At 45.1% G+C, this 22,537-nt stretch carries 15 protein-coding genes; 10 read left to right on the top strand and 5 right to left on the bottom strand.

All coding sequences use genetic code 11. From position 1 onward, the window contains the following. Positions 1-357 precede the first annotated feature (357 nt). Entirely contained in the window at positions 358-4,287 is a 3,930-nt protein-coding gene (locus tag KDM92_RS18870) for an ATP-binding protein (protein WP_212684388.1), read from the top strand. Positions 4,288-4,511: 224 nt separating this feature from the next. On the opposite strand, the gene KDM92_RS10885 is transcribed toward KDM92_RS18870, so the two are convergent. Then, positions 4,512-5,975, bottom strand: a complete 1,464-nt coding sequence (locus KDM92_RS10885; RefSeq protein WP_212684387.1) for a glutamate synthase subunit beta — start codon at positions 5,973-5,975, stop codon at positions 4,512-4,514. A gap of 252 nt (positions 5,976-6,227) precedes the next feature. Further along, complete coding sequence (locus KDM92_RS10880) at positions 6,228-10,910, bottom strand: glutamate synthase-related protein (protein ID WP_212684385.1); 4,683 nt, start codon at positions 10,908-10,910, stop codon at positions 6,228-6,230. Positions 10,911-11,436: 526 nt separating this feature from the next. Here KDM92_RS10880 and KDM92_RS10875 point away from each other — a divergent pair. After that, positions 11,437-11,991, top strand: coding sequence for a hypothetical protein (locus KDM92_RS10875; protein WP_212684384.1), 555 nt, complete (start codon positions 11,437-11,439; stop codon positions 11,989-11,991). 309 nt (positions 11,992-12,300) lie between these two features. On the opposite strand, the gene KDM92_RS10870 is transcribed toward KDM92_RS10875, so the two are convergent. Continuing rightward, the gene (locus tag KDM92_RS10870) at positions 12,301-13,383 is read right to left on the bottom strand and encodes an IS110 family RNA-guided transposase (protein ID WP_212684383.1); all 1,083 of its coding nucleotides are present in this window, start codon (positions 13,381-13,383) and stop codon (positions 12,301-12,303) included. Positions 13,384-13,493: 110 nt separating this feature from the next. Here KDM92_RS10870 and KDM92_RS10865 point away from each other — a divergent pair, with 110 nt between their 5' ends. The 7 genes from KDM92_RS10865 to KDM92_RS10835 all read left to right on the top strand — a co-directional run bounded on the left by KDM92_RS10865 (position 13,494) and on the right by KDM92_RS10835 (position 18,427). Continuing rightward, positions 13,494-13,862 carry a hypothetical protein gene (locus KDM92_RS10865; RefSeq protein ID WP_212684382.1) on the top strand — a complete coding sequence of 123 codons (369 nt, stop codon included), beginning with the start codon at positions 13,494-13,496 and terminating at the stop codon, positions 13,860-13,862. A gap of 199 nt (positions 13,863-14,061) precedes the next feature. Next, positions 14,062-14,733, top strand: coding sequence for a hypothetical protein (locus KDM92_RS10860; RefSeq protein ID WP_212684381.1), 672 nt, complete (start codon positions 14,062-14,064; stop codon positions 14,731-14,733). A 100-nt stretch (positions 14,734-14,833) separates the two neighbouring features. Next, on the top strand, positions 14,834-15,403 hold the full coding sequence (locus tag KDM92_RS10855) for a hypothetical protein (RefSeq protein WP_212684380.1): 570 nt from the start codon (positions 14,834-14,836) through the stop codon (positions 15,401-15,403). 82 nt (positions 15,404-15,485) lie between these two features. Then, on the top strand, positions 15,486-15,827 hold the full coding sequence (locus tag KDM92_RS10850; RefSeq protein WP_212684379.1) for a YciI family protein: 342 nt from the start codon (positions 15,486-15,488) through the stop codon (positions 15,825-15,827). A 276-nt stretch (positions 15,828-16,103) separates the two neighbouring features. Continuing rightward, the gene (locus tag KDM92_RS10845; protein ID WP_212684378.1) at positions 16,104-17,225 is read left to right on the top strand and encodes a DUF4214 domain-containing protein; all 1,122 of its coding nucleotides are present in this window, start codon (positions 16,104-16,106) and stop codon (positions 17,223-17,225) included. A gap of 421 nt (positions 17,226-17,646) precedes the next feature. Continuing rightward, on the top strand, positions 17,647-17,859 hold the full coding sequence (locus tag KDM92_RS10840; RefSeq protein WP_212684377.1) for a hypothetical protein: 213 nt from the start codon (positions 17,647-17,649) through the stop codon (positions 17,857-17,859). A gap of 166 nt (positions 17,860-18,025) precedes the next feature. Then, positions 18,026-18,427, top strand: coding sequence for a glutaredoxin family protein (locus KDM92_RS10835; protein WP_212684376.1), 402 nt, complete (start codon positions 18,026-18,028; stop codon positions 18,425-18,427). A 34-nt stretch (positions 18,428-18,461) separates the two neighbouring features. On the opposite strand, the gene KDM92_RS10830 is transcribed toward KDM92_RS10835, so the two are convergent. Both KDM92_RS10830 and KDM92_RS10825 read right to left on the bottom strand, forming a co-directional pair. Further along, complete coding sequence (locus KDM92_RS10830; protein WP_212684375.1) at positions 18,462-20,366, bottom strand: sensor histidine kinase; 1,905 nt, start codon at positions 20,364-20,366, stop codon at positions 18,462-18,464. Next, the gene (locus tag KDM92_RS10825) at positions 20,302-20,982 is read right to left on the bottom strand and encodes a response regulator transcription factor (RefSeq protein ID WP_212684374.1); all 681 of its coding nucleotides are present in this window, start codon (positions 20,980-20,982) and stop codon (positions 20,302-20,304) included. The genes KDM92_RS10830 and KDM92_RS10825 overlap by 65 nt, the downstream gene beginning before the upstream one ends. A gap of 181 nt (positions 20,983-21,163) precedes the next feature. Between KDM92_RS10825 and KDM92_RS10820 the strand changes: the two genes are divergently transcribed. Continuing rightward, a complete protein-coding gene (locus tag KDM92_RS10820) occupies positions 21,164-22,456 on the top strand; it encodes a hypothetical protein (protein ID WP_212684373.1) in 1,293 nt (430 codons plus the stop codon). The last annotated feature ends 81 nt before the right edge of the window (positions 22,457-22,537 follow it).

Genomic DNA, 22,537 nt, shown 5'->3' with positions numbered 1-22,537 from the left:
AGTTCAATACTGCAATGCTTGAGTGCACCGCTCACTAGCATGCGTTAATTTATAAATCACTTCCATTGAAGATAGGCCTCTAACGTCAAAGGTGTATTCAACTTGCTGAATTCATACCAAAGCATATTGACAAGTAAATTATTTAAATTGTTCTCATCCATCACAAATGTATGCGTACCGCAACTGTTTCGCATCACTATATGACATTTAAACAGTCGTGAAGCACTTAGCACAAAAATTCGATGCTAAATTAGTGCTAGCGCGAATTGTAGATCGCCCTATCAAAATCGGATTACAAGTTAAATCAGTGTATTTGCATTTACGTTAATGTCTTTCAAATGAGAAGGAGGATGCGCAGTGCGGCTATTTGGGGGTTCGTTCAACGCTAGCATCCGCTTTTTACTTGGCATCGTGCTATTGTATAGTGCGATGTATGCTAAGGCACAAGCACCGCAATTAACGAATACACTCCCTCCAATAGCGCCCATGCTGGGCTCGCCTATCATCCACAATTACGATTCCAAAACATATAAAGCACACAGCCAAAATTGGATCTCCGTTCAAGATCAGCGCGGCATTATTTACTTTGGCAATTCATCAGGTCTAATTGAATTTGATGGTCAGCGTTGGCAGAACATTGCGACTACGGGAAACCCAATTGTTCGTGCGTTGGCCATCGCCCAAGATCAAACAATTTTTTATGGTTCTATTGGTGATCTTGGTTACCTCGCGGTGGATAAAAAAGGCAAAGTTGAAGCAATCTCACTACTAGAAAAAATTCCTGCACACGAGCGCAACTTTAATGATGTGTGGCAGATTGAGACCACCTCGCACGGCACTTACTTCTTAACACGTAGCAGAATTTTTCGTTACCACCAAGGTCAGATCAGCGTCTTAAGTGGGAAGTTTGCCTCATCGCAAGCGATGGTAATGAATGACCACCTTTTTTATGTAGATAGCGAAACAGGTTTAAGTATGATTGCCGCTGGCAAAATTACTACACTTCCGGATTTTGCAAAAGTGGGAAACGGTAAGCGTGTAGTGCTTAGCTATTTTGGCAAGCATCAAATCCTTGCAGCACGTGCTTCGGGAGATTTTCTTGTACTAGACCTTGGCTCACTTTGGAGCGATACACAAAAAAGTTATCAGCCTCTCGGCAACGATAAAACCGCAGCGCAAATACGCAAATTCAGCACAGAAATCGATGACTACATTAGCATCGATAAGCTGTTTCTGTACAAGATGATACCGATAGGCGAACATCTGTTTGCTATTAGTACCATCAAAGGCGGCCTCATACTGCTCAATCGTCAAGGTAAAGTGCATGCAGCTATCAATCGCAATGCGGGCTTGATCGACAATACAGTTGCCAGTGTGATGCTTGATAAAGCCAACAATTTATGGGCGAGCACCAATTCTGGTATTTCACATATTGAATTGAGCGTGCCACAAACGGTCTACAACGCGCGCAATGGCATCGATGGAATTTCGATCTCCAGTATTGCGTATCAAAATGAATTTTATGTCGGCACCTATCAAGGCATACTCCGACAAGTACCATTTCATTATAAGCAGACACAAGATGCCGCACAGTTTGTCACCATCCCGAATAGCCCTAGTGAGATCTGGCAGTTCAAAGAAATTGCCGGTGATCTGATGATTGCCTCTAGTCGCGGCTTATTCAAGCTGGCGAACAACCAAGTTCAACGCATCAACGATTCCGGCACCGATGGTTATGCTATTGGCACTTCACCACGTTGGCCTGATTATCTATTTATGGGAAAAATGGGTGGATTAGAAATTTTCAAACGCGAAAATAAAGAATGGAAGTTATTTCATAGGCTCCCACAAATCCACGAAAACATTCGACGCATTAGTGCCGATGCTAGCGGTGATTTATGGTTATCTTCCGAAGTGCAAGGATTAATTCGCGTGCACTTTACAGGTGATGATCCTAGTCAAATTCGACTTCAACGAATCGGGCTTGAACATGGCTTGCCACATCTGAATGGAAATCGCGCAAAGTTTATTGATGACACTTTATTCGTTACCACTAGCAAAGGGCTATATAGCGCAAACATCGCGGCATGGTCAGATACTTCAGATCAAACACAATTTAAAGCAGACCCACGTTTTGGTACACGATTTAGTGATGGCAGCCTCAGTGTAAGCGATATCAATGTGGTGCAAGCAGGCACCTATCTATTACAAACTGCAGATGGTGTGCAACTACTCCAACGCAAACCAGATGGTAGTTTTGAAAATAGTAGCCAAGCATTCCGTGGTTTGAGCGCCAACGACGAATCAGCCTATGTACATCCTGATGGAAGTATATGGTTGATGGGAGAAAACCTTTATCGCATTGATACACAAGCAGAAAAAAACTATACGCAAACATTCTTCGCAATGATAAGACGCGTGGCAGCCAATACCTCTGACATAATCTTTGAAGGAAGTTATGGCAAGAAAACCGCAAATGAAAGCGCCCTCACTGCATTTCAATTAAGGCAAACGGCATCCTATGTTCCGCAACTCGCTTATCAACAAAATGCTTTAGTGTTTGAATTTGCCGCAGACTTTTTTGAGAAGCCCGGCAGCACACAATTTCAATATCAACTAGAAGGATTCGACCCACAGTGGAGCGAATGGAGTCGGATCAGCGCTAAAGAATATACAAATATCCCCGAAGGCAATTATCACTTTCGCGTCAGAGCGAGAAATATCTACGGAAGTATTTCAGAAGAAGCCGTATATCAGTTCAGTATTCTGCCACCATGGTATCGCACGCATTGGGCGTATGCCTTATGGATCATCATGATTAGTGCCACCATTTTTGGCGGAATACATCTATACACGTTGCGCTTACGTGCTAATAAAAAACACTTAGAACAAGAAGTCATAGAACGCACACGGGAAGCTATGCTGCAAAAGGACGCAGCAGAACAGGCAAGACATAAAATTGCGCTACTAGCGGAAATGGGGAAGCAGATCACCGCTTCATTAGAAGTTCATGCAATCGAAAAGAGCCTGTACACCTTCGTCCAAGAACTTATACCAGGCAACACCTTTGGCATAGGCATTGTTGACTGGGAACACCGTGTGATTCGTTTCGACTACGTGATCGAAAATGGACAAGCAATTCCATCTTATCAACGCAGTCTGGAGGCAAAAGAACAACCGGCTACACAATGCGTGCTTTCGGGTAAAGAACTATTATTCAATGAGCTCACTTTAGACACCAGAGAACTCGACAGCTTCATTAGTCTCGAATTTAATACCAGCCAAATCAAACCGGGCGATCATCAAACGGTAAGAATGCCACGCTCCGCTATCTATGTGCCGATTATGTTAAATCAGCGCGTCATAGGAGTGATCTCAGTACAAAGTGAGAATAGCAACACCTACCAAGACAGTGATGTCACCATCCTACGCTCGCTCGGCTCTTATGCCGCAGTAGCGTTTGAGAATGCCAGTTCTTATCAACGCCTGCAGATAACGCAAAGTAAATTAGTCGAACAAGAAAAACTAGCGGCGCTGGGGTCGCTCGTTGCAGGCATCGCGCATGAACTTAACACGCCTATCGGCAATAGCTTACTCACTGCGAGTTCGCTTGATGAACTCAGCGAACAATTAGTACAGGATATTCACGCAGGGAGCATTCGTCGCTCGCGTTTAGAAAATTTCAGTGCGCAAACCAAAACCGCTTGCACGCTGTTAATGAGAAATTTAGAAAATGCCGCCAATCTGATAACCAGTTTCAAACAAATCGCGGTTGACCAAACCTCCGACAAACGCCGCGTATTTAACTTACAAACCGTCACCACCGAAGTCGCCTCCACATTAGGTGGGCGGATACGACGAGATCTACATCAACTCAAAATTCAAATCCCTGCGGATATCGAATTAGACAGCTACCCCGGCCCCTATGGGCAAGTAATCAGCAATATGATCATCAACGCACTCGTGCACGCGTTCGACGAAAGACACAGCGGTGAAATTCGCATTTCTGCCAATCGCATTAATTTAGATAAAGTACGAATTCAAATAAAGGACAATGGAAAAGGTATCAGTGAAGACAATCTCAGCCGCATCTTCGATCCCTTCTTTACCACCCGCATGGGCCAAGGCGGAAGCGGCTTGGGCTTACACATCAGCTACAACATCGTCACCGCGATTTTGGGTGGGAGTATTAAAGTCAAAAGTCGTGTTGGAAAAGGCACGATATTTGAGTTAGTTCTGCCACTGATTGCGCCTACCCCATCAACAGAGATCGAAAATGAACAATAACTCATCAATATTTTCTGAATAAAAACTTACATCAGCACCTGCTTATCAAAAGACTTTATCGATCAAAGATCGACAATTTCTTGGATTCAAATGCATGCTGATTAGTGATGCGTTGACTAAAAAAAAACCTCCAACACATCCGTTAAAAGACATATTGGAGGGAAGCCTTAAACAACATGGTGCTACTCAAAAATTTTGGTGCAACTGAGGTCACCACAGAATAATCATCGTGGCAAAACTGATTCTCCCATCAAGAACGCATCAACCTCACGCGCGCATTGACGACCTTCACGAATTGCCCACACGACTAAAGATTGCCCACGACGCATATCGCCTGCTGCGTAGACTTTCTCCACATTGGTTTTGTAGCAACCTTCGCCGTCCGTCGTCGCACGTGCGTTGCCACGAGCATCTTTATCGACACCGAAGGCTTCTAAAACTTGACCAACTGGTGAGACGAAGCCCATTGCCAACAATACTAAGTCAGCCTTCATTTCAAATTCAGAATCAGGCACTTCACTCATCTTGCCGTCTTTCCATTCAACGCGGCAAGCGATCAGTTTTTCTACTTTGCCGCCTTTACCTTCTAAGCGTTTTGTAGCGACTGCCCAATCACGATCACAGCCTTCTTCGTGCGAAGAGGATGTGCGTAATTTGGTTGGCCAGTAAGGCCAGACTAAAGGCTTATTCTCCTGCTCTGGTGGCTGTGGCATCAGTTCAAATTGAGCGACTGATTTTGCGCCATGGCGATTCGATGTTCCCACGCAATCTGAACCTGTATCGCCACCACCGATCACGACCACATGCTTACCGCTTGCCATGATCTGATCTTTATATTTGTCTCCTGCATTCACCTTATTTTGCACCGGCAAAAATTCCATTGCAAAGTGCACACCTTTGAGCTCACGACCAGGCACAGGTAAATCGCGCGGCACTTCGGCACCACCTGCGACGATCACGGCATCAAATTCTTTTTTCAACTCGTCGGGAGACACTGTCTCTTTTGACCAGTTCGTAATATTGCTAGGGAAATCTTTACCAACTAAAACTCCCGTGCGGAAGGTCACACCCTCTGCTTGCATTTGTTCAACGCGACGGTCGATATGGGATTTTTCCATTTTAAAATCAGGAATGCCGTAACGTAGCAAGCCACCGACACGATCATTTTTTTCGAACACAGTGACATCATGCCCAACACGCGCCAATTGCTGTGCTGCTGCCAGACCTGCTGGGCCAGAGCCGACAATCGCCACTTTCTTCCCCGTCTTCTGTGCTGGAATTTGTGGTGTAACCCAACCATTTTCCCAACCCTTGTCGATGATGAAATGTTCTATCGATTTGATGCCGACAGGCAGCTCATTGATGCCGAGTGTGCAAGCAGATTCACAAGGTGCTGGGCAAATTCTTCCAGTGAACTCTGGAAAGTTATTCGTTGAATGCAGCACCTCCAAAGCCTGCTGGTAATTGCCGTTGTAGGTTAAATCATTCCAGTCGGGAATGATGTTATTGACGGGGCAGCCGTTATTGCAAAACGGAATACCACAATCCATACAACGTGCAGCTTGGATTTTGGCTTGGCCATCATCCAAGTGCATCAAAAATTCTTTGTAATGCTTCAGGCGTGTTTTAGGCGCTTCGCTCGCTTCTTGCAAGCGCTGGTATTCCATAAAACCGGTTACTTTTCCCATGATAAAACCTCTAATTTGCTAGGCGCTATGCGCGTGTTTTAACTTTTTAAATCTCAACGAGTTTTGCTCCCTTCTCCCGCAAGCGGGAGAAGGGTTGGGGATGAGGGCGGTCGATAAGGCAAAAACTTTATTGCACTGTCAGTTCTTAAAATCCGACGAATCACTTTGCAACATGCATCTCGCTAATCTGAATTCCCCTCACCCCAACCCTCTCCCGCCTGCGGGAGAGGGGGCTTTATCGAACCTCGATCCTTAAGCCGCTTTTTCCAATTTCAAAGCAGCCTGTTCAGCCACATACATCTCAGCCAAAGCGCGCTTGTATTCGTTCGGGAACACCTTCACAAATTTAGCGCGACTACGTGCCCAGTCGTCCAACAAATTGCGGGCGCGGGTGCTGCCTGTATGTTTGAAATGACGCTCAATTGAACTACGCAAAATTGCTTCATCCGTTTCACGCTCACCGCCGCGTGTTTTCGCGTGCCACAGAGATTTGTCTATGGTTTTCTCTTGCTCGTCACCCGCCAACACCGATTCCAAACTGACCATCGCCATATTGCATTTCGCTGCAAACTCGCCATCTGGATCGTAGACATACGCGATACCACCAGACATACCAGCCGCGAAGTTACGACCTGTGGCACCAAGCACCACCACCGTACCGCCTGTCATGTATTCACAACCATGATCTCCCGTGCCTTCGATGATCGCTAATGCACCAGAATTACGTACCGCAAAACGTTCGCCCGCTACACCGTTAATAAAAGCCTCCCCGGCAATTGCGCCATACAACACTGTATTGCCACAAATGATGTTATCGACTGCCCAACCACGGAATTCGGTATTTGGACGGATGATAATGCGGCCACCAGATAAACCCTTACCAACATAGTCATTGCCTTCACCAACCAAATCCAATGTCACGCCGCGCGCCAGGAACGCACCCGCTGATTGGCCCGCTGTACCTTGCAACTGCACATGAATAGTGTCGTCAGGCAAACCAGCATGACCGTAACGCTTCGCCACTTCACCCGACAACATAGCGCCAACGGTGCGGTTCAAGTTTTTAATCGGCTGGATGAAAGAAACTTTCTCACCGGTTTCCAAGGCCAATTTGGCTTGAGCGATCAACTTATTGTCTAGCGCTTTATCCAAACCATGGTCTTGTTCTTCCACATGACGAATCGCAGCCTCATCACCTGCATCAACTTGATGGAAAATGCGGCTGAAATCTAAGCCCTTGGCTTTCCAGTGTGAGATCGCTTTTGACTTATCTAAGAGATCAACGCGGCCGATCAATTCGTCGTAAGTGCGGATACCAAGCTGCGCCATGATTTGACGCGCTTCTTCTGCAACGAAGAAGAAATAGTTCACCACGTATTCTGGCTTGCCAGAGAATTTCTTACGCAGCTCTGGGTCTTGTGTTGCGACACCGACTGGGCAAGTATTCAAATGGCACTTGCGCATCATAATGCAACCTTCTACCACCAACGGTGCTGTCGCAAAACCGATTTCATCTGCGCCCAACATCGCCGCGATAACGACGTCACGACCGGTTTTCATTTGGCCGTCTGCTTGTACACGGACACGACCGCGTAAGCCATTCAAGACCAAAGTTTGCTGCGCTTCAGACAATCCGAGTTCCCATGGCGTGCCTGCATGTTTAATTGATGACAAAGGCGATGCACCAGTACCACCGTCATGACCAGCGATCACGATATGATCTGACTTTGCTTTGGTCACACCTGCTGCAATCGTACCAACGCCAACTTCGGATACCAACTTCACTGAAATCGATGCACGTGGATTGACGTTTTTCAAATCATGAATCAACTGCGCCAAATCTTCGATGGAATAAATATCGTGATGCGGTGGCGGAGAAATCAAGCCCACGCCTGGCACAGAGAAACGCAATTTCGCTATGTACTCGGATACTTTATGACCTGGTAATTGACCGCCTTCACCTGGCTTCGCACCTTGTGCCATCTTGATCTGAATCTGATCGGCAGAGCTTAAGTATTCTGCTGTCACACCAAAACGACCAGACGCGACTTGTTTGATGCGTGAGCGTAAGGAATCGCCTTCTTGCAAATCAATATCCACCTCGACTTGATCACGCCCGATCACCGACGCCAAACTCGCGCCCTGCTTGATCGGAATACCCTTCAATTCTTGTGTGTAGCGCGCAGGATCTTCACCACCTTCACCGGTATTCGATTTACCACCGATACGATTCATCGCCACCGCCAAAGTCGCATGGGCTTCGGTACTAATAGACCCCATAGACATCGCGCCCGTCGCAAAACGTTTGACGATTTCTTTAGCTGGCTCGACTTGATCCAAAGGAATTGCTTTGCTTGGATCAATTTTGAATTCAAACAAGCCACGCAAAGTCATATGACGTTTCGATTGATCATTGATGATCTGCGCGTATTCTTTGTAGGAATTAAAATTATTCGAACGTGTGGAATGCTGCAATTTCGCAATCGAATCTGGCGTCCACATATGATCTTCGCCGCGGATACGGAAAGCATATTCACCACCCGCATCCAAAGCATTGGTCAGCACAGGATCGCTACCGAAAGCAGCCTTGTGCAAACGCAGCGCTTCTTCTGCTACTTCAAATACACCAATACCTTCGACATTCGATGCCGTACCTTTGAAGTATTTATCGACCAAGGATTTATTCAAACCAACGGCTTCAAAAATCTGCGCGCCGCAATAAGACATATAAGTCGAGATACCCATTTTCGACATGACTTTATGCAAGCCTTTGCCAACTGCTTTGGTGTAGTTGTAGATAGCTTTTTCTGCGTCTACCTCTTTCAACTTGTTCGCCATATCTGCTAGCGTTTGCATCGCCAAGTACGGATGCACTGCTTCTGCGCCATAGCCAGCCAACAAAGCGAAGTGATGTGTCTCACGTGCAGAACCTGTTTCTACCACCAAGCCGGTTGTAGTGCGCAAACCCTTGCTGACCAAATGCTGATGCACAGTAGAAGTCGCCAACAAAGCTGGAATCGCGACAAAGTTCGCATCCATTTTGCGATCGGTGATGATCATGATGTTATGACCAGATTTGACCGCATCGACCACTTCTGCACAGATGGATGCCAAGCGTGCTTCGATACCATCTTTGCCCCAAGCGACTGGATAGCAAATATCGAGTTCATAAGATTTGAACTTGCCGCCGGTATTCGCGCTGATATTACGCAGCTTGGCGATGTCATCGAAATTCAAGATCGGTTGTGATACTTCCAAACGCATCGGTGGATTGATGTTATTTGTGTCGAGCAGATTCGGCTTAGGACCAATGAAAGACACCAAAGACATCACCATCGCTTCGCGGATAGGATCGATCGGTGGATTCGTCACTTGTGCGAACAACTGTTTGAAATAGTTGTAGAGCGGTTTGAGCTTGTTGGACATCACCGCCAAGGAAGCATCATTGCCCATAGAACCAATCGCCTCTTCACCCGATACCGCCATTGGTTCCATCAAGAATTTAATGTCTTCCTGAGTGTAACCAAACGCTTGCTGACGATCCAATAACGACGCGGCTTCTGGCGTATTGTCTGGCTCGCCTTTCAAGGAACTGAGCTTGATACGCACTGAATTAATCCATTGCTTGTAAGGCTTGGCGTTTGCGTAGGTATCTTTGATTTCTTTATCGTCGATGATGCGACCTGCTTCGAGATCGATCAAGAACATCTTGCCTGGTTGTAGACGCCATTTTTTGATGATACGTGCTTCTGGAATTGGCAACACGCCAGATTCCGAAGCCATCACCACTAAATCATCGTCAGTAATAATGTAACGCGCTGGACGCAAACCATTACGATCCAAAGTACCACCGATTTGACGACCGTCGGTAAATGCCATCGCCGCTGGGCCATCCCATGGTTCCATCATCGCTGCATGGTATTCGTAGAAAGCACGACGGTTGTCGTCCATCATCGTATGATTTTCCCAAGCCTCAGGAATCATCATCATCATCGCTTGGGCGATTGGGTAACCTGCCATCACCAGGAGTTCAAGCGCGTTATCGAAACTTGCGGTATCCGATTGGCCTTCAAAAATCAGTGGATACAGCTTTTGCAGATCATCACCGAGTACAGCCGACTTCATCACACCTTCACGTGCACGCATCCAGTTGAAGTTACCTTTCACCGTATTGATCTCGCCGTTGTGCGCAATCATGCGGTATGGGTGAGCCAATGGCCATTCTGGGAAAGTATTGGTGGAGAAACGCTGATGCACCAAAGCCAATGCTGATACACAACGTTCGTCTTGCAAGTCTTTGTAGTAAACGCCGACTTGGTCAGCCAACAGCAAACCTTTGTAGACGATGGTACGTGCCGACATCGACGGCACGAAGTATTCTTTACCATGCAAGAGGTGCAAAGCTTCAATCGCATGTACTGCAGATTTACGAATCACGTACAGCTTACGCTCTAAAGCATCGGTCACCATGATGTCTGGGCCGCGACCGATAAAGATCTGGCGTATCACTGGCTCTTTTTCACGCACAGTCGGCGACATCGGCATCTCGCGATCTACCGGCACATCGCGCCAACCCAAGACTACTTGACCTTCAGCCCGCACCGCACGTTCGATTTCTTGTTCGCAGGCCAAACGAGAAGCATGTTCCTTCGGCAAGAAAATCATACCCACGCCATACTCACCTGGCGGCGGCAAGTCCACACCCTGCTTCGCCATCTCTTCGCGATAGTATTGATCAGGAATCTGAATCAACACACCCGCACCGTCACCCATCAAGGCATCAGCACCGACCGCGCCACGGTGATCCAAATTTTTCAGAATCAACAAACCTTGCTCAACGATGGCATGCGACTTCTTGCCCTTGATATGCGCAACAAAACCGACACCGCAGGCATCTTTTTCATTACTTGGATCGTATAAACCTTGTGCGTGCATAACATTCCCCTACTTTGCGTGATACCGAAGTACCTACTGATGTTTTGCGAGAACCTCCAAATAAAGTTTTGAAAACTCGCAAACAGACAATGAAAAATCAAACTTGGGCTCAAGAATAGTGCAGCGCAACAGGAAAAACAACAAGAAAAATTAGGGTCAGAGTTTATAAAAACTGGTCTTATTTTTCATTATTTTTTATTGGGGACGGAGTGAATATAGCTATGAGCATTGACTGCTATGAAACCGATGATCAAGAGAGATTTTTTGCTGTAATTTGTTTGAGAAGTGGTTATGTGGAGCTTGGGAAAGTTGGCACGTGCTTTAATCCAAAACAGGCCACCAGGGCGAAGAGCAAATAACAAAACTCATCCAAATCATAGGTTCCTTTTGTTAAACTGGACGTATATACAGTATAACAACGAAGCCTCAAGCCCCATCTGCTTTTCACAGGCATTAGAACATCATTGCATTAAATGCATGCATGTGTTAGCTTCGGTTTCATTCACTTTAAAACAAGTTAGGCCGCATGAACGAACGTCAAATTTTACGCCCGGCTCTTCCTGGATCCCCAGAGAAGAAGCAAGAGTCACGCGATGCGCAGAAGGTGCTTCGCCTCCTTGCAGGAATGCTTAAGCCACTCGGGTTCGAGCGCACGAAACCCACGTTCTTCACCCGCCCGGGTGAGTACGTCATCGAGTTCATTCACGTCCACAAGTACACCTTCGCTGCCTCGTTCCGAGTCCATTTTGGTGTACGTGTCAGGTCCGACAACCACCCTGCAGCCGGTCTAAATGGGCCAAGCAGCGACGGGATCCCTGATCCGGAGTCGCCCGGTCGCAGACTCTATGACTTCGATTTCACTGCGGAAGAAGTCAGTTGGAAGAGATGTGCGAATCTCATGCTGGAGTGCATAACCAAAGATGGGCTCAGCTGGTTCTCCTGCATGACCAACCCAACGACTCTCTTGTCTTCAGGGTCGCCACTTACGAAGGATGCTCGGATCGCATTACAGCGCGAAATGGAGTCTCGGAACTGTGTGCAAGCTTCTGAAGCCACACAACGAGCGCTGAATGCGGCCTAACCCATCGTATATGGACTCCCCCCAAAGTACAAGAAATTAATCAATAGATTTGGCGTGTAGAATAAGCCTGCAGTCGTATATCCGGCATCTAATGTGGAATCTATTGTGTTCCGTGCCGACATGGAATCTGCGTGATCATTGCGCCACTCGCTAGATTAAGAAACATCGGGCAGGCGTGAAGCTGCCGGAAGCGCAGTTTAAATATCATCGGCGTTCAATGATCTGGTTGCGTTCCGTTGTGCCATGATGGGTACAATCTCTACGCAAAGGCTGGTGGGAAATCATGCTCTCAATTCCTAATTTGTTAATTTAAGCTGGCATTGCATACGAAGTCCTTTCTAATTTTTTATTCATGCGTTGTACGGTTCCATAGTCTTCACCATCACGCAGCGTCGCGTAGCAAATGCGGGCCAGTTTGTTGGCTAGTGCGCAGGCCGCTTTGTTGTGGTTAGTTCGACCTTGCACTTTCAGTGCCCAGCTTCGCAGATCGTCTAAGTGTCGCCCCGCACTAAAGCTGACGCTAGCCGCTCGCAAAACGGAGCGTGCACCGTGCGTTAAAAGCATACGAAGATAGCGATCACCGCGTTTGGAAATGTGTCCTAGGTATCGCGTGTTACCAGATGAGTACTCTTTCGGCGTCAGTCCGAACCAGCTCGCGAAATGACGAGCATCTTTGAAGTGAGCAACGCTTCCACTTGTGGCAGCAATCATCGCGGTCGCCGTTAATAAGCCGATACCTGGTATTGAAAGTAGGGTTGTGCATGCTGCACTTTGCTTCGCGAGCTGGGTCAGTTCTTTTTCTAATTGGGTGACTCGTGCTTCAAGTAAATGGATTTCTTCGATCAGCAACTTCATTGTTCCGCGTATCAGATGAGGAACAGAAGTATTTGGATCGGCTAGAACGCGTGAGATTTGTTCTATGCCGTTGCGACTTCCAGTCGCAACGGAAATACCGAATTCACGACAGAAACCGCGCAGCGCATTGATGCGCGAGGTGCGCGTTCCCATCCAGAGTGAACGTGTGCGATGCAAACCTTGCAAAGCTTGTTGCTCAATCGATTTAATCTTAACAGGGCGAATATCAGCACAACGCACAGCTTCTAACAATGCACATGCATCGGCGGCATCTGTTTTATTGCGTTTTACATAAGCTCTGATGTATGCTGCTGAAAGTAACTTGACTTCGATACCGAGAGCATTCAAAGAACGCGCCCAATGATGAGCAGAGCCACAAGCTTCCATAATGACCAGCGAAACGTTACGATTAGTGAACCATCGTTCGAATTGTGCACGAGTCAATCGGTGTTGTTCAATAACTCGCCAATTCAGATCGGCAACTGCAAGTTGAAAAACAGATTTGGCCAAATCAACGGCCACAGTAGTAGTATTCATAGTGGACTCCTTACGTTGAAATCTGACCCCCATCCCCAATGTGAACCAGTGCGCTTAATATCGCGCAAAAAGGCGGGGGAGTCCATCCCATCACTCAAGCATTAAGTTCTATGCGTACTCTTCTCGCTTTGTTGAGTTTTATTGCGTTGCTAGGATGTACAGAACAAACATCGACCAACACGCCTCTTCTGTTCAATGCTACATCCGAGTCTTTTGACGACATGCTGAGCCCTGATGATCCACACTTTTCCGTTGAGGAGCGACGTATTGTTTTGCGCGTGCAAGCCTACCTTGAGAGGAGCGCACAAAGGTCGGTCGATGCACGCTACAGAGTTAAACAGACGAACGAGGGCTTTGAAGTATTTGCTATTTTTATCCGCGGCTACTCAAATGGCCGCCCTTTAACCTCTCCCGGTGGCCACGTTACATTGATTTTGCATTCAGATGGAAATGTTATTCGTTACATACCAGGAGAATGAGGCAATGACCGAACTTAACATTACATTCGAGGATGACGGCGTGATATTGTTTTGGTTTCGTAGAGCGGCGTTGTGCGGCTCATCTCAAATCAGCGTTAAAGCCCCTACACCTCGCCTAATTCAACCACCTGATGGCACATTGTGGATTAGACCAACAACTTCCACAGACGCAGCAAGAACTGAGTAAGTATCAGCACTCATGTTCACTTTCCTTCGCGTTCAACTGCAACATCACACGCCAATCTCACTCATGCGTAAATTGATGATCACCAGCTTGGTTCTTGTCTCTACACTGACTTGCGCAATCGCCCAAGATATCGGCATTGCATTTTCGATTCTAATCCCTGGAAAATTCCAGGATGAAGATCTTGATAAGTTTACTTTTCCAGCATACGACTGGCTGGCGCTGGCAGTCAAAGATGGACGTTGGGAATTGATGCCAACTAAGGTCAGCATAGAGAACCAAGTGGTGACATCGAACCACGACAAGGCAATTGCGCTACTGCACGAGCGCAGCCTTACACCGGGAAAAGTCGATACCCCAAATATGAAGTTTTCTGGGGAGCGAAGACGTTTATTTAAAGACGATCCTGGCACCATCAAAATGAGCTACAAAGGTATGGAATATGGGTTCACCATGAACAAATCCGGCAAGATTACGCTTTATAACGGCGTGTTGAGCACGACCTTAGAGGAAGTTCGTGCGGGCGTCTCACTGGTGTGGGCAGGCGACCTCGATAAAGATGGTAAGCTCGACCTCATTATTGAAACCGAAACCGAGAACAACGCGACTTACTGCCTGTTCCTGTCGGGTACGGCTGGAGAGAAAGCATTGGTGAAAAAAGTGGGATGTCAGTTCTATAGCGGCTAAACTCGTCTTTAATCTTGTACCCAAACTCGAAGACCTGTCTGTGGTTATAAGCTGCGAAATAAACTTTTCACGTACAAACTAGTATTTTCGGAACATATCCATGCACATCAATTTCACGAAACTAATTTACAGCTCAATTTTGGCGACTGCTTTATGCATATCCAACTTTGGTATAGGCGCCGAAAACACTGCTACTTCATCTCAAGTAATTAAGAAGATTGAGGGCGTTTATAAAGAAAGATTTGAAAATGCGCTGGTCTCGGGTGAAAAGTATCAATCTGAAGACATTATTGAAATCGTGCCTTATTCAGCAGATTCAATATATTTTCGAATATCACTACAGTTTTATAATGGGCACTCATGCGGCATATACGGCATCGCAAAATATAGCGAAAACACATTTATTTATAGAAGCGGAGATGAACAAACAGAACAACGAATCTGTACGTTAAAAATATCCGCTGACGAGAAAGCTTTACGCATTACGGATAGACTGACTCAAACTTCCGCGTCCACCTGCAGCGCCTATTGTGGTGCTCGAGGAAGTCTAGGCAAATACGATGTCAGCCTCGATAAAAAGAGAAAGATTCGCTATATGCCGATTATTCTGAAGTCGAGACAATACACCGAGGCCGTAGACGAACATAAGAAACAAGCTAACTCGAAATAAGCCCCATTCAATGTAACGGTGTTCTCGCAAAAATACTAACTCAAATTCACCATCAACTTGATCGCATCAAGAGATCGTCATCATGACAAAATACTTAATTTCATTCCCTGCCGCAGCAATGCAAGTACCTGCGCATGAATTAGCGCAAGTCGGTCGCGACGCACATGCTGTGATTGAAGAAGCGAGAGCGACTGGTGTTTATGTATTTGCTGGCGGCATCGATGAGAGTATTACGCCGATATTGGTTACTGCTAATGGCACTACCACGGCAGGTGGTTATGCCTGGGCACCTACACTCAATGGCGGTTTCACAGTATTGGAACTCGCCTCATATGAAGAAGCAATTGCTTGGGCGGCACGTATCGCCAAGGCTTGTCGTTGCGATCAAGAATTGAGGGTGTTTGGCCTTGATACTCAATCGTAATTAAGTCACGAAGAACATAAGTCTGGTACATTTGTACAGTCATCGATACATTGCTCCATCTCACTTCATTCAGCCTAAACACATCAAAGTCATTTAAACTTTTTTAACAATCCTGTCATCGCATTTCAAAACACACGCGTTAAATCCCCAAGAGGTAACCGCGGATTGTCTCTCCTTTTTTAAATACATCATTTGCTTAAATTTGACAGACTGGTTCTAACGCCAATTTGCCATACAAGATGTATTTTATTTTTAAAGAATCAGTGGAGAGTTGTTATGGCCTACATCTATGGTGATGGTAGTTATTTTGATGAAAGAACCAAAGGGTTTGATTCGAATGGTTTAAGTTCGACATTTAAGGTGCAACGAGACATGGTGTCGTTCGGTACATTGTCAGCGAATGATTTAACGGATTGGTACCAATTGAATCTCGACGGTGCTGGACATTACACAATTTTTTTATCGACTGATCCGATCAACAATTACAGCAAGACGCATAGTTGGAATGAGCATGCTAGCGGCATACGCGTGACCATCACCGATCGCTTTGGCACACCACTCAGTGGAGTCGATTCTGGCTTTGCAAATCTGACTACCGATGGTCGCATCAGCTTTGACTACCATGGCGACTACTCGCGCGGCGATTACTTTATCAAAGTGAGTAATTTATCTTACGCCGCCACTGACTATGTGATCGGCTTAGAAGCGACGAAGGTAGCTGGCGTCGACGTCTATGGAAGTTATAGCCATGATTATCTGCGTGGTAGCAAAGGCGATGACCATATCGAAGCCTATAGCGGCAGCGATACGATTCTCAATAGCGCTGGCAATGACTATATCAATGGCGGTAGTGGCCTCGATTTTCTAGTCATGGCAGGTAAGATTGATGAATACAATATTAGCGGCAGCCTCAATAACTTTTTGGTCAAAGACAAACTGGGTGAAGAAGGCACAGATCAAGTCGTGCAAATCGAACGCTTACTATTTGATGACTATGCATTGGCGTTTGACGTGAATGGCGCGGCAGGTCAGGCTTATCGCTTGTATCAAGCGGCGTTCAATCGCAAACCTGATTTAGAAGGCCTTGGTTACTGGATCGATAAACTCGATGATGGCGTCAGCCTAACCAGAGTAGCCAATGAATTCTACCGATCTGCCGAATTCCAAACTAAGTACGGCAGTTACACGAGCAACGCCACTTTTATCACAACCTTGTATCAAAACGTATTACACCGCGCGCCAGATATCGGCGGATACGACTTCTGGAACTACAAACTCAATAGCGGCGATATGACACGTGCCGAAGTGTTGGTTAGTTTTAGTGAAAGTGCAGAGAATCAAGCGCAGATCATCGGGCAAATTCAAAGTGGGATTGAATATCTCGAATGGGGTAATTGAGCGAAGTATCTAGCAACAATCTCCAAAACTCTTGATGTCAATAAATTATATACGGCTGTCGACAGCTTTCGCCAAGCGGTCAACAGCCGTACTATTTTTCAAATCAGCATCGTCCTGAAAAGACAAATGCAAAAAGCATTTGTCCACTCAATGCGTTGACGTACCTCCCTTAACTTTGTTGCACAGGGGACTCCGACTATCAATATAAAAATCAGTAGTAACCCGCATTTTCACTAGCGTCATCACTCATACGATAGTCTAATTTCATCGTATTTTTATGCATATCACAAAGATATTTTCCGCATAGTGAGCCGATCATAAAAATCATATCCTTTCTGCGATAAAACTCACGTAGCAAATCTCTGACAGCTAGGCGAACTTTATCGACATACCTTATTTAATTCTTATAGGAGGAGATTTTATGAAGCGATTACTATTGGCCTTAGCTTGTTCTATCGGGGTAGGCATGGCTTTTTCAGCGAACGCCGGTAATTCAGGTGGCGGCGGTGGAGGTTGTTCTGCTGGCTGCGGGTTCAGCTACTGGAAATGTATGCAAGGCGCTAAAACAGACGCAAAAAAACAGGCTTGTGCAGCCTCTTGGGCGAAATGCACTAAGTCTTGTAACCACAAATAGTAAATAGCTGAGCGATCTTTTGCTCATCGTATGCTGCTTCAACGATTAAATCATCTTCAATTCGTAATCAAGATGATTTAATCGTCACGGAACAGCCGACATAAAAATCTCCATATCTTCATCGCAATCTAGCTCGCAACAGCAGAATCTGATCGTTGAATCTTCTATGACAAATCCAATCAAATATACGCATTTTTTTAAGCAAAGTCTGGCATTCATTCTGACGGTACTGTTGGGATTGATGATCGGTTATGCCGCAATTCATCTCAAAGAATTGGCTAAGAGTTCTTACGTAGAAGGTGACTATTCGAATTTTTATGTCAATGCAAAATCACAAGTTATTTTGTATGGAACGGCGACATGTCCGTTCTGCAAAGAGGCACGCTCATACTTAAAAAGTAAAAATATTTCTTTTGCAGACTACGATGTTAACTTACATGAACAAGGGCAGAAAGACTTTGAAAAATTAAATGGAGAAGTTGTCCCTTTAATATTGATTGGCGATCGAAAGATTTCTGGTTTTGATTTGCAAGCGATTGATGATGCGCTCTTACAACTAAATAATTAAAACCTCTAAATTCTGAAGACGAATCAGAATGCATTCAACCTGCACCGTTGCTATCCGCTTCCCACTGCAAACGGACTGTTGCGCCATCACCAATCTCGCTATCAATTGACAATTGAATTTTTAAATCTTTTGCACGTTCATGTAGATGCCGAAGCCCTCTACCACCCAACACCATCAAAGGATCGAATCCCCGCCCATTGTCTCTTATGATTAACCTATCATATAGACCATATCCACCGGCCTCCACATAGATTTCCGAGGCTTGTGCATGTTTAATTATGTTTGCGAATATTTCACGAATCATATGTTCAAACTGAATTAATTCGTTCGATGTCCAGTTGATCGTATGAAACGGCTTGACCCGCCAATGCAATTGAATTTTTAAACGTTTCAAGCGAGATTCGTAGCGAAAACGAAACTGAGCCAATACTGTAGTCAAATCATCTCCACTTGGACTCAAGGTATCAATTGTCGCTCTAAGCGTATCAATCACTTGCTGTAATTCAAACTCAATTTCCGTATGCTGCGTAGGCGCAGTTTGGACCAAAGACATCAAGCCCACAAGCTGAGATCCCAAACCATCATGCATATCTTTCATAATTCGACCACGCTCCAAACTAATTGCTTCTTGCTGAGCTCGAACCGTCATTTCTTGATGATGATGTTCTAATAGCTCCCGTTGTTTGGCGACCTCTACCTCCAATTCGTGTCTATACTGAGCGTCACTTCGTATGGCATGCACATATCGCAAATTCAATACGATACCAATCGCAAGAATGAAAAACAAAACGATCAAAGGTGTGAAGTAAAAGCGCTGATATGCGTCAGCTGCATCGGAAATCCAAACATTCCAATGATCGTATAAACCGACAATCAACATTAGCAAACCAGCCAGAGCAACTGCAATATTCGAAGGCGATGGTTTTCGTATACTCTGTCGTGCTATAGACAGCAAGGCAAATGCCCCAGCCACAACGATTAAATCAATTCCTAGCGCCTTTAACACAGATGGTGCTCCAAAAATTAAGGCAATTGAACTAAGTAAAAAAATGCCAAGAGATAACCATTGTGCCTTCTCCAACCACTTGCTTCGAATTTGATTTACTCTCAACGCGAGAATACAAATCAAAGACATCCAAATTCCAAAACACAAATCGATCAGAAAAAACCAGTAACTGTATGGAATCGGCAAGTCATGCATGGACCAAAGCCATGCTCGCAACGCCCAAAGTGCTGACGCAATCCCAAACAGCAATGCATTGGAAGACCTGTACAAAATGGCAGCAGATAAGCTAATAAATCCTAAGATGGCACAAATAACTATGATGGCAATCGTTGACCACAAGAACGTACGCAGTTTTTCAGCATGTAAAGCTGAAAGATCTTGCTGAGATCCTATTAAAACTTGAGATAACCCAGAGTAACGTCGACAGTCACCTGCAACTTGAATATAAACAAAGGAATTCAGATTTCTCGTTTCTAATTTCGGAAAAGATACGATGATTGCATGATTACTATAGTCTGAATCAGAATCAAATAAGTCACCATATCTTGCGATTATTTGGTCATCGAGGTAGAAATGAACACGATTACCAGCTCGATATACAAGTGCAGCAGAATCATCGTTTTTTGGGAAAGACGTCACCGGAATCCGATAAGTCCAATGCCCTTCTCGACATGGCTTATGGCGTCGCCATACGTCAGATAACGTAACTGACGACCAAGTGACACCTATCGAACTTGATCTTGTTTGTAATCCAGGCGCTATCTCCGCATTTCTCACTAGTGAAGTCTCAGCATCTGCAAGTCCACTCACCAACACAGAGGAAATAATACCAATGAGAAATGGCTTCTTTCTCAGAAAACTCAATAAATTATTTGAGATCCAATATCCCCATACGAGTAGCCGTATTAATTGCTTGAGTGCGTGAATTAACATAAAGTTTGCTATAAATGCTCTTAACATGATGACGTACTGTGTTCAAACTCATCTGTCTCAACTCAGCGACTTCCCCATAGGTGTAACCGATTGTCAAATCTTTAAGGACAAGCATTTCTTTTGAAGTCAGCAAAGAACCGCTATCGGATGATTTTTGCTCAAAAGTCGTATTACCGAATCGATTTGGTGTTGTGTAGTCACGCAACTGCGTTAAAACACGTCTAGCTATTTGTGGTGACATTGGCGAACCACCATCCATGAGATCTTCTAGATGCTCAGCTAACTCCTCGTCTCCCTGTCCTTTTAATAGGTATCCTGAGGCGCCAGCTTCTACGCAACGAATCACATTATCCTCGTCACCAAAAACCGAAATTATCAATACCTGACAACTTGGATAGTGCGCAAGGGTCCAAGGAATCAGGTCAATCCCATCTCCGTCCGGCAAACCCAAATCCAACAACAAAACATTTATCGAATCTTGAGAGATAGCATGGCGAGCTTCGTGCCATTTCCCACATGCAAAGGCAATACTCCAATTTGCGCGTGATCGAATAGTGCTTACAAAGCGAGACAAGGTTCTCGGGTCATCTTCAACGATACCTATCTTAATTTCCATACATAAAAATAGAAAAAGGAAAGCGAAATAAATTCCAAAACAAAATAGTAAGGAGTTTACAGAAACTTTCTATCACATCTTCATGTGATTTCAGCGGGATAAGTATTTTATAAAATATTTCAACTAGCTAATAGTCTGAACAATCAACTATTCTTTATTGACCTTTCTAAACCAAACATCTATGCACAATCTTCATCAACAAATTCGTCAAAAAAATCAGTATAAGAAAAAAAGCTGTGCGATTCTCATCGCCAGCATATTCGCATTAACAGCCCCACAAATTCACGCGCAAGGGCTATTCAACAAATTGATTGAGAAGGTACAAAGTTCTACCCAGTCAAGCGGTGGCTTATCGCACGCTGATCTCAGCGCGTCTGATAGAAAACAATTCGAGCAAGATAGAGCAGACAATAATTTAGACAAAAAACCAGTAACCGCTGATAAGCGCGGAATTGGTGGCATCTATTTTTCAAACGTACCAATGGGTGGTGTATCCCTAAATCAATCTGCAACTTTTGCTATTGGAAAATTCTTAGTTGAGTATGACGATAGTACTGGCGTAGCGACCATCTCAACGCGCTATGGTTTCGAAGCGAGCGACCCATCTAAACTAGTGCCAAAAGCAAAATTCACACGCTCCTCAACTTATAAGGATCGCAATTTACGTGCCCTACAAAATACTACCCATTTTCTACTGCCAGAGGGCAATCCCGAATCAAGAATGCACTTGCTGTACGGACAAATGATTCACAAAACGGATTTGCAAGGTAATAAAGTAGCGGACAAATTAACTCCAACCGGACTAAAAAATTTGTTAGAGCTTGAACCTGGAATTCTATATATTGGTGAAACGCCATTTGCTGGAAACAAGACCGAAGCTGACGGCCATAACCTGCTCCTTCCTGGAATGGTAATGCCCCTATTAGTTAAAGAAGGGAAAGAGGAAGCGGCAAAAGCGTGGACAGTAGAACGCATTATCAAACAATATCGTGCCGCCAATGCAGCGTTCGACAGCGCTTTAGAAGACACAGCAGCAACTGCCGATCCTAATTTAAGCTTACGTGAACCATCAAATGATTTGCCGACGAAGCCAGAGTTAGACGCCGCGAAAAACCAGTGGAATATTTTAATCAAGTCACAGGCTGTTGGCGGCACCCAGTCTAAACGTCAGTTCAAACTTATCTATGCTTATCCAGCTACCTCATTTGAAAATCAAAACAAAAAACAATGGGTGAACAATACTTATACCGATACGATAGTTACCCGCAGCCGAGTTTACGTCGCGGTGTTTCAAGATCAAGAAAACAAGTATTGGACAAATCGATTCTATTTAGTTGAAAAAGCACCGTTGGGCGTTTTCTTTGGTGAGCGGTGGTCTGGTCAATATGAATACGCATTGCCTGCAAGTGCACTGCCTGTGGCGATAGATAAAACTGCCGCACTAAAGTATCAATCTGTGGTCAAAACAAAATAAGCTAACTTGTTATTCTGGCCTATTTCAAAGAACAATTTAGATGAAGAACGCGATGGATTAACAGATTCATCGCGTCATCAA

The organism is Affinundibacterium baiyunense (assembly GCF_018139645.1).
Lineage (GTDB): Bacteria > Pseudomonadota > Gammaproteobacteria > Burkholderiales > Burkholderiaceae_D > Undibacterium > Undibacterium baiyunense.
The sequence above is the reverse complement of the archived record's forward strand: the minus strand, read 5'-3'. Positions and strand labels throughout refer to the sequence as shown.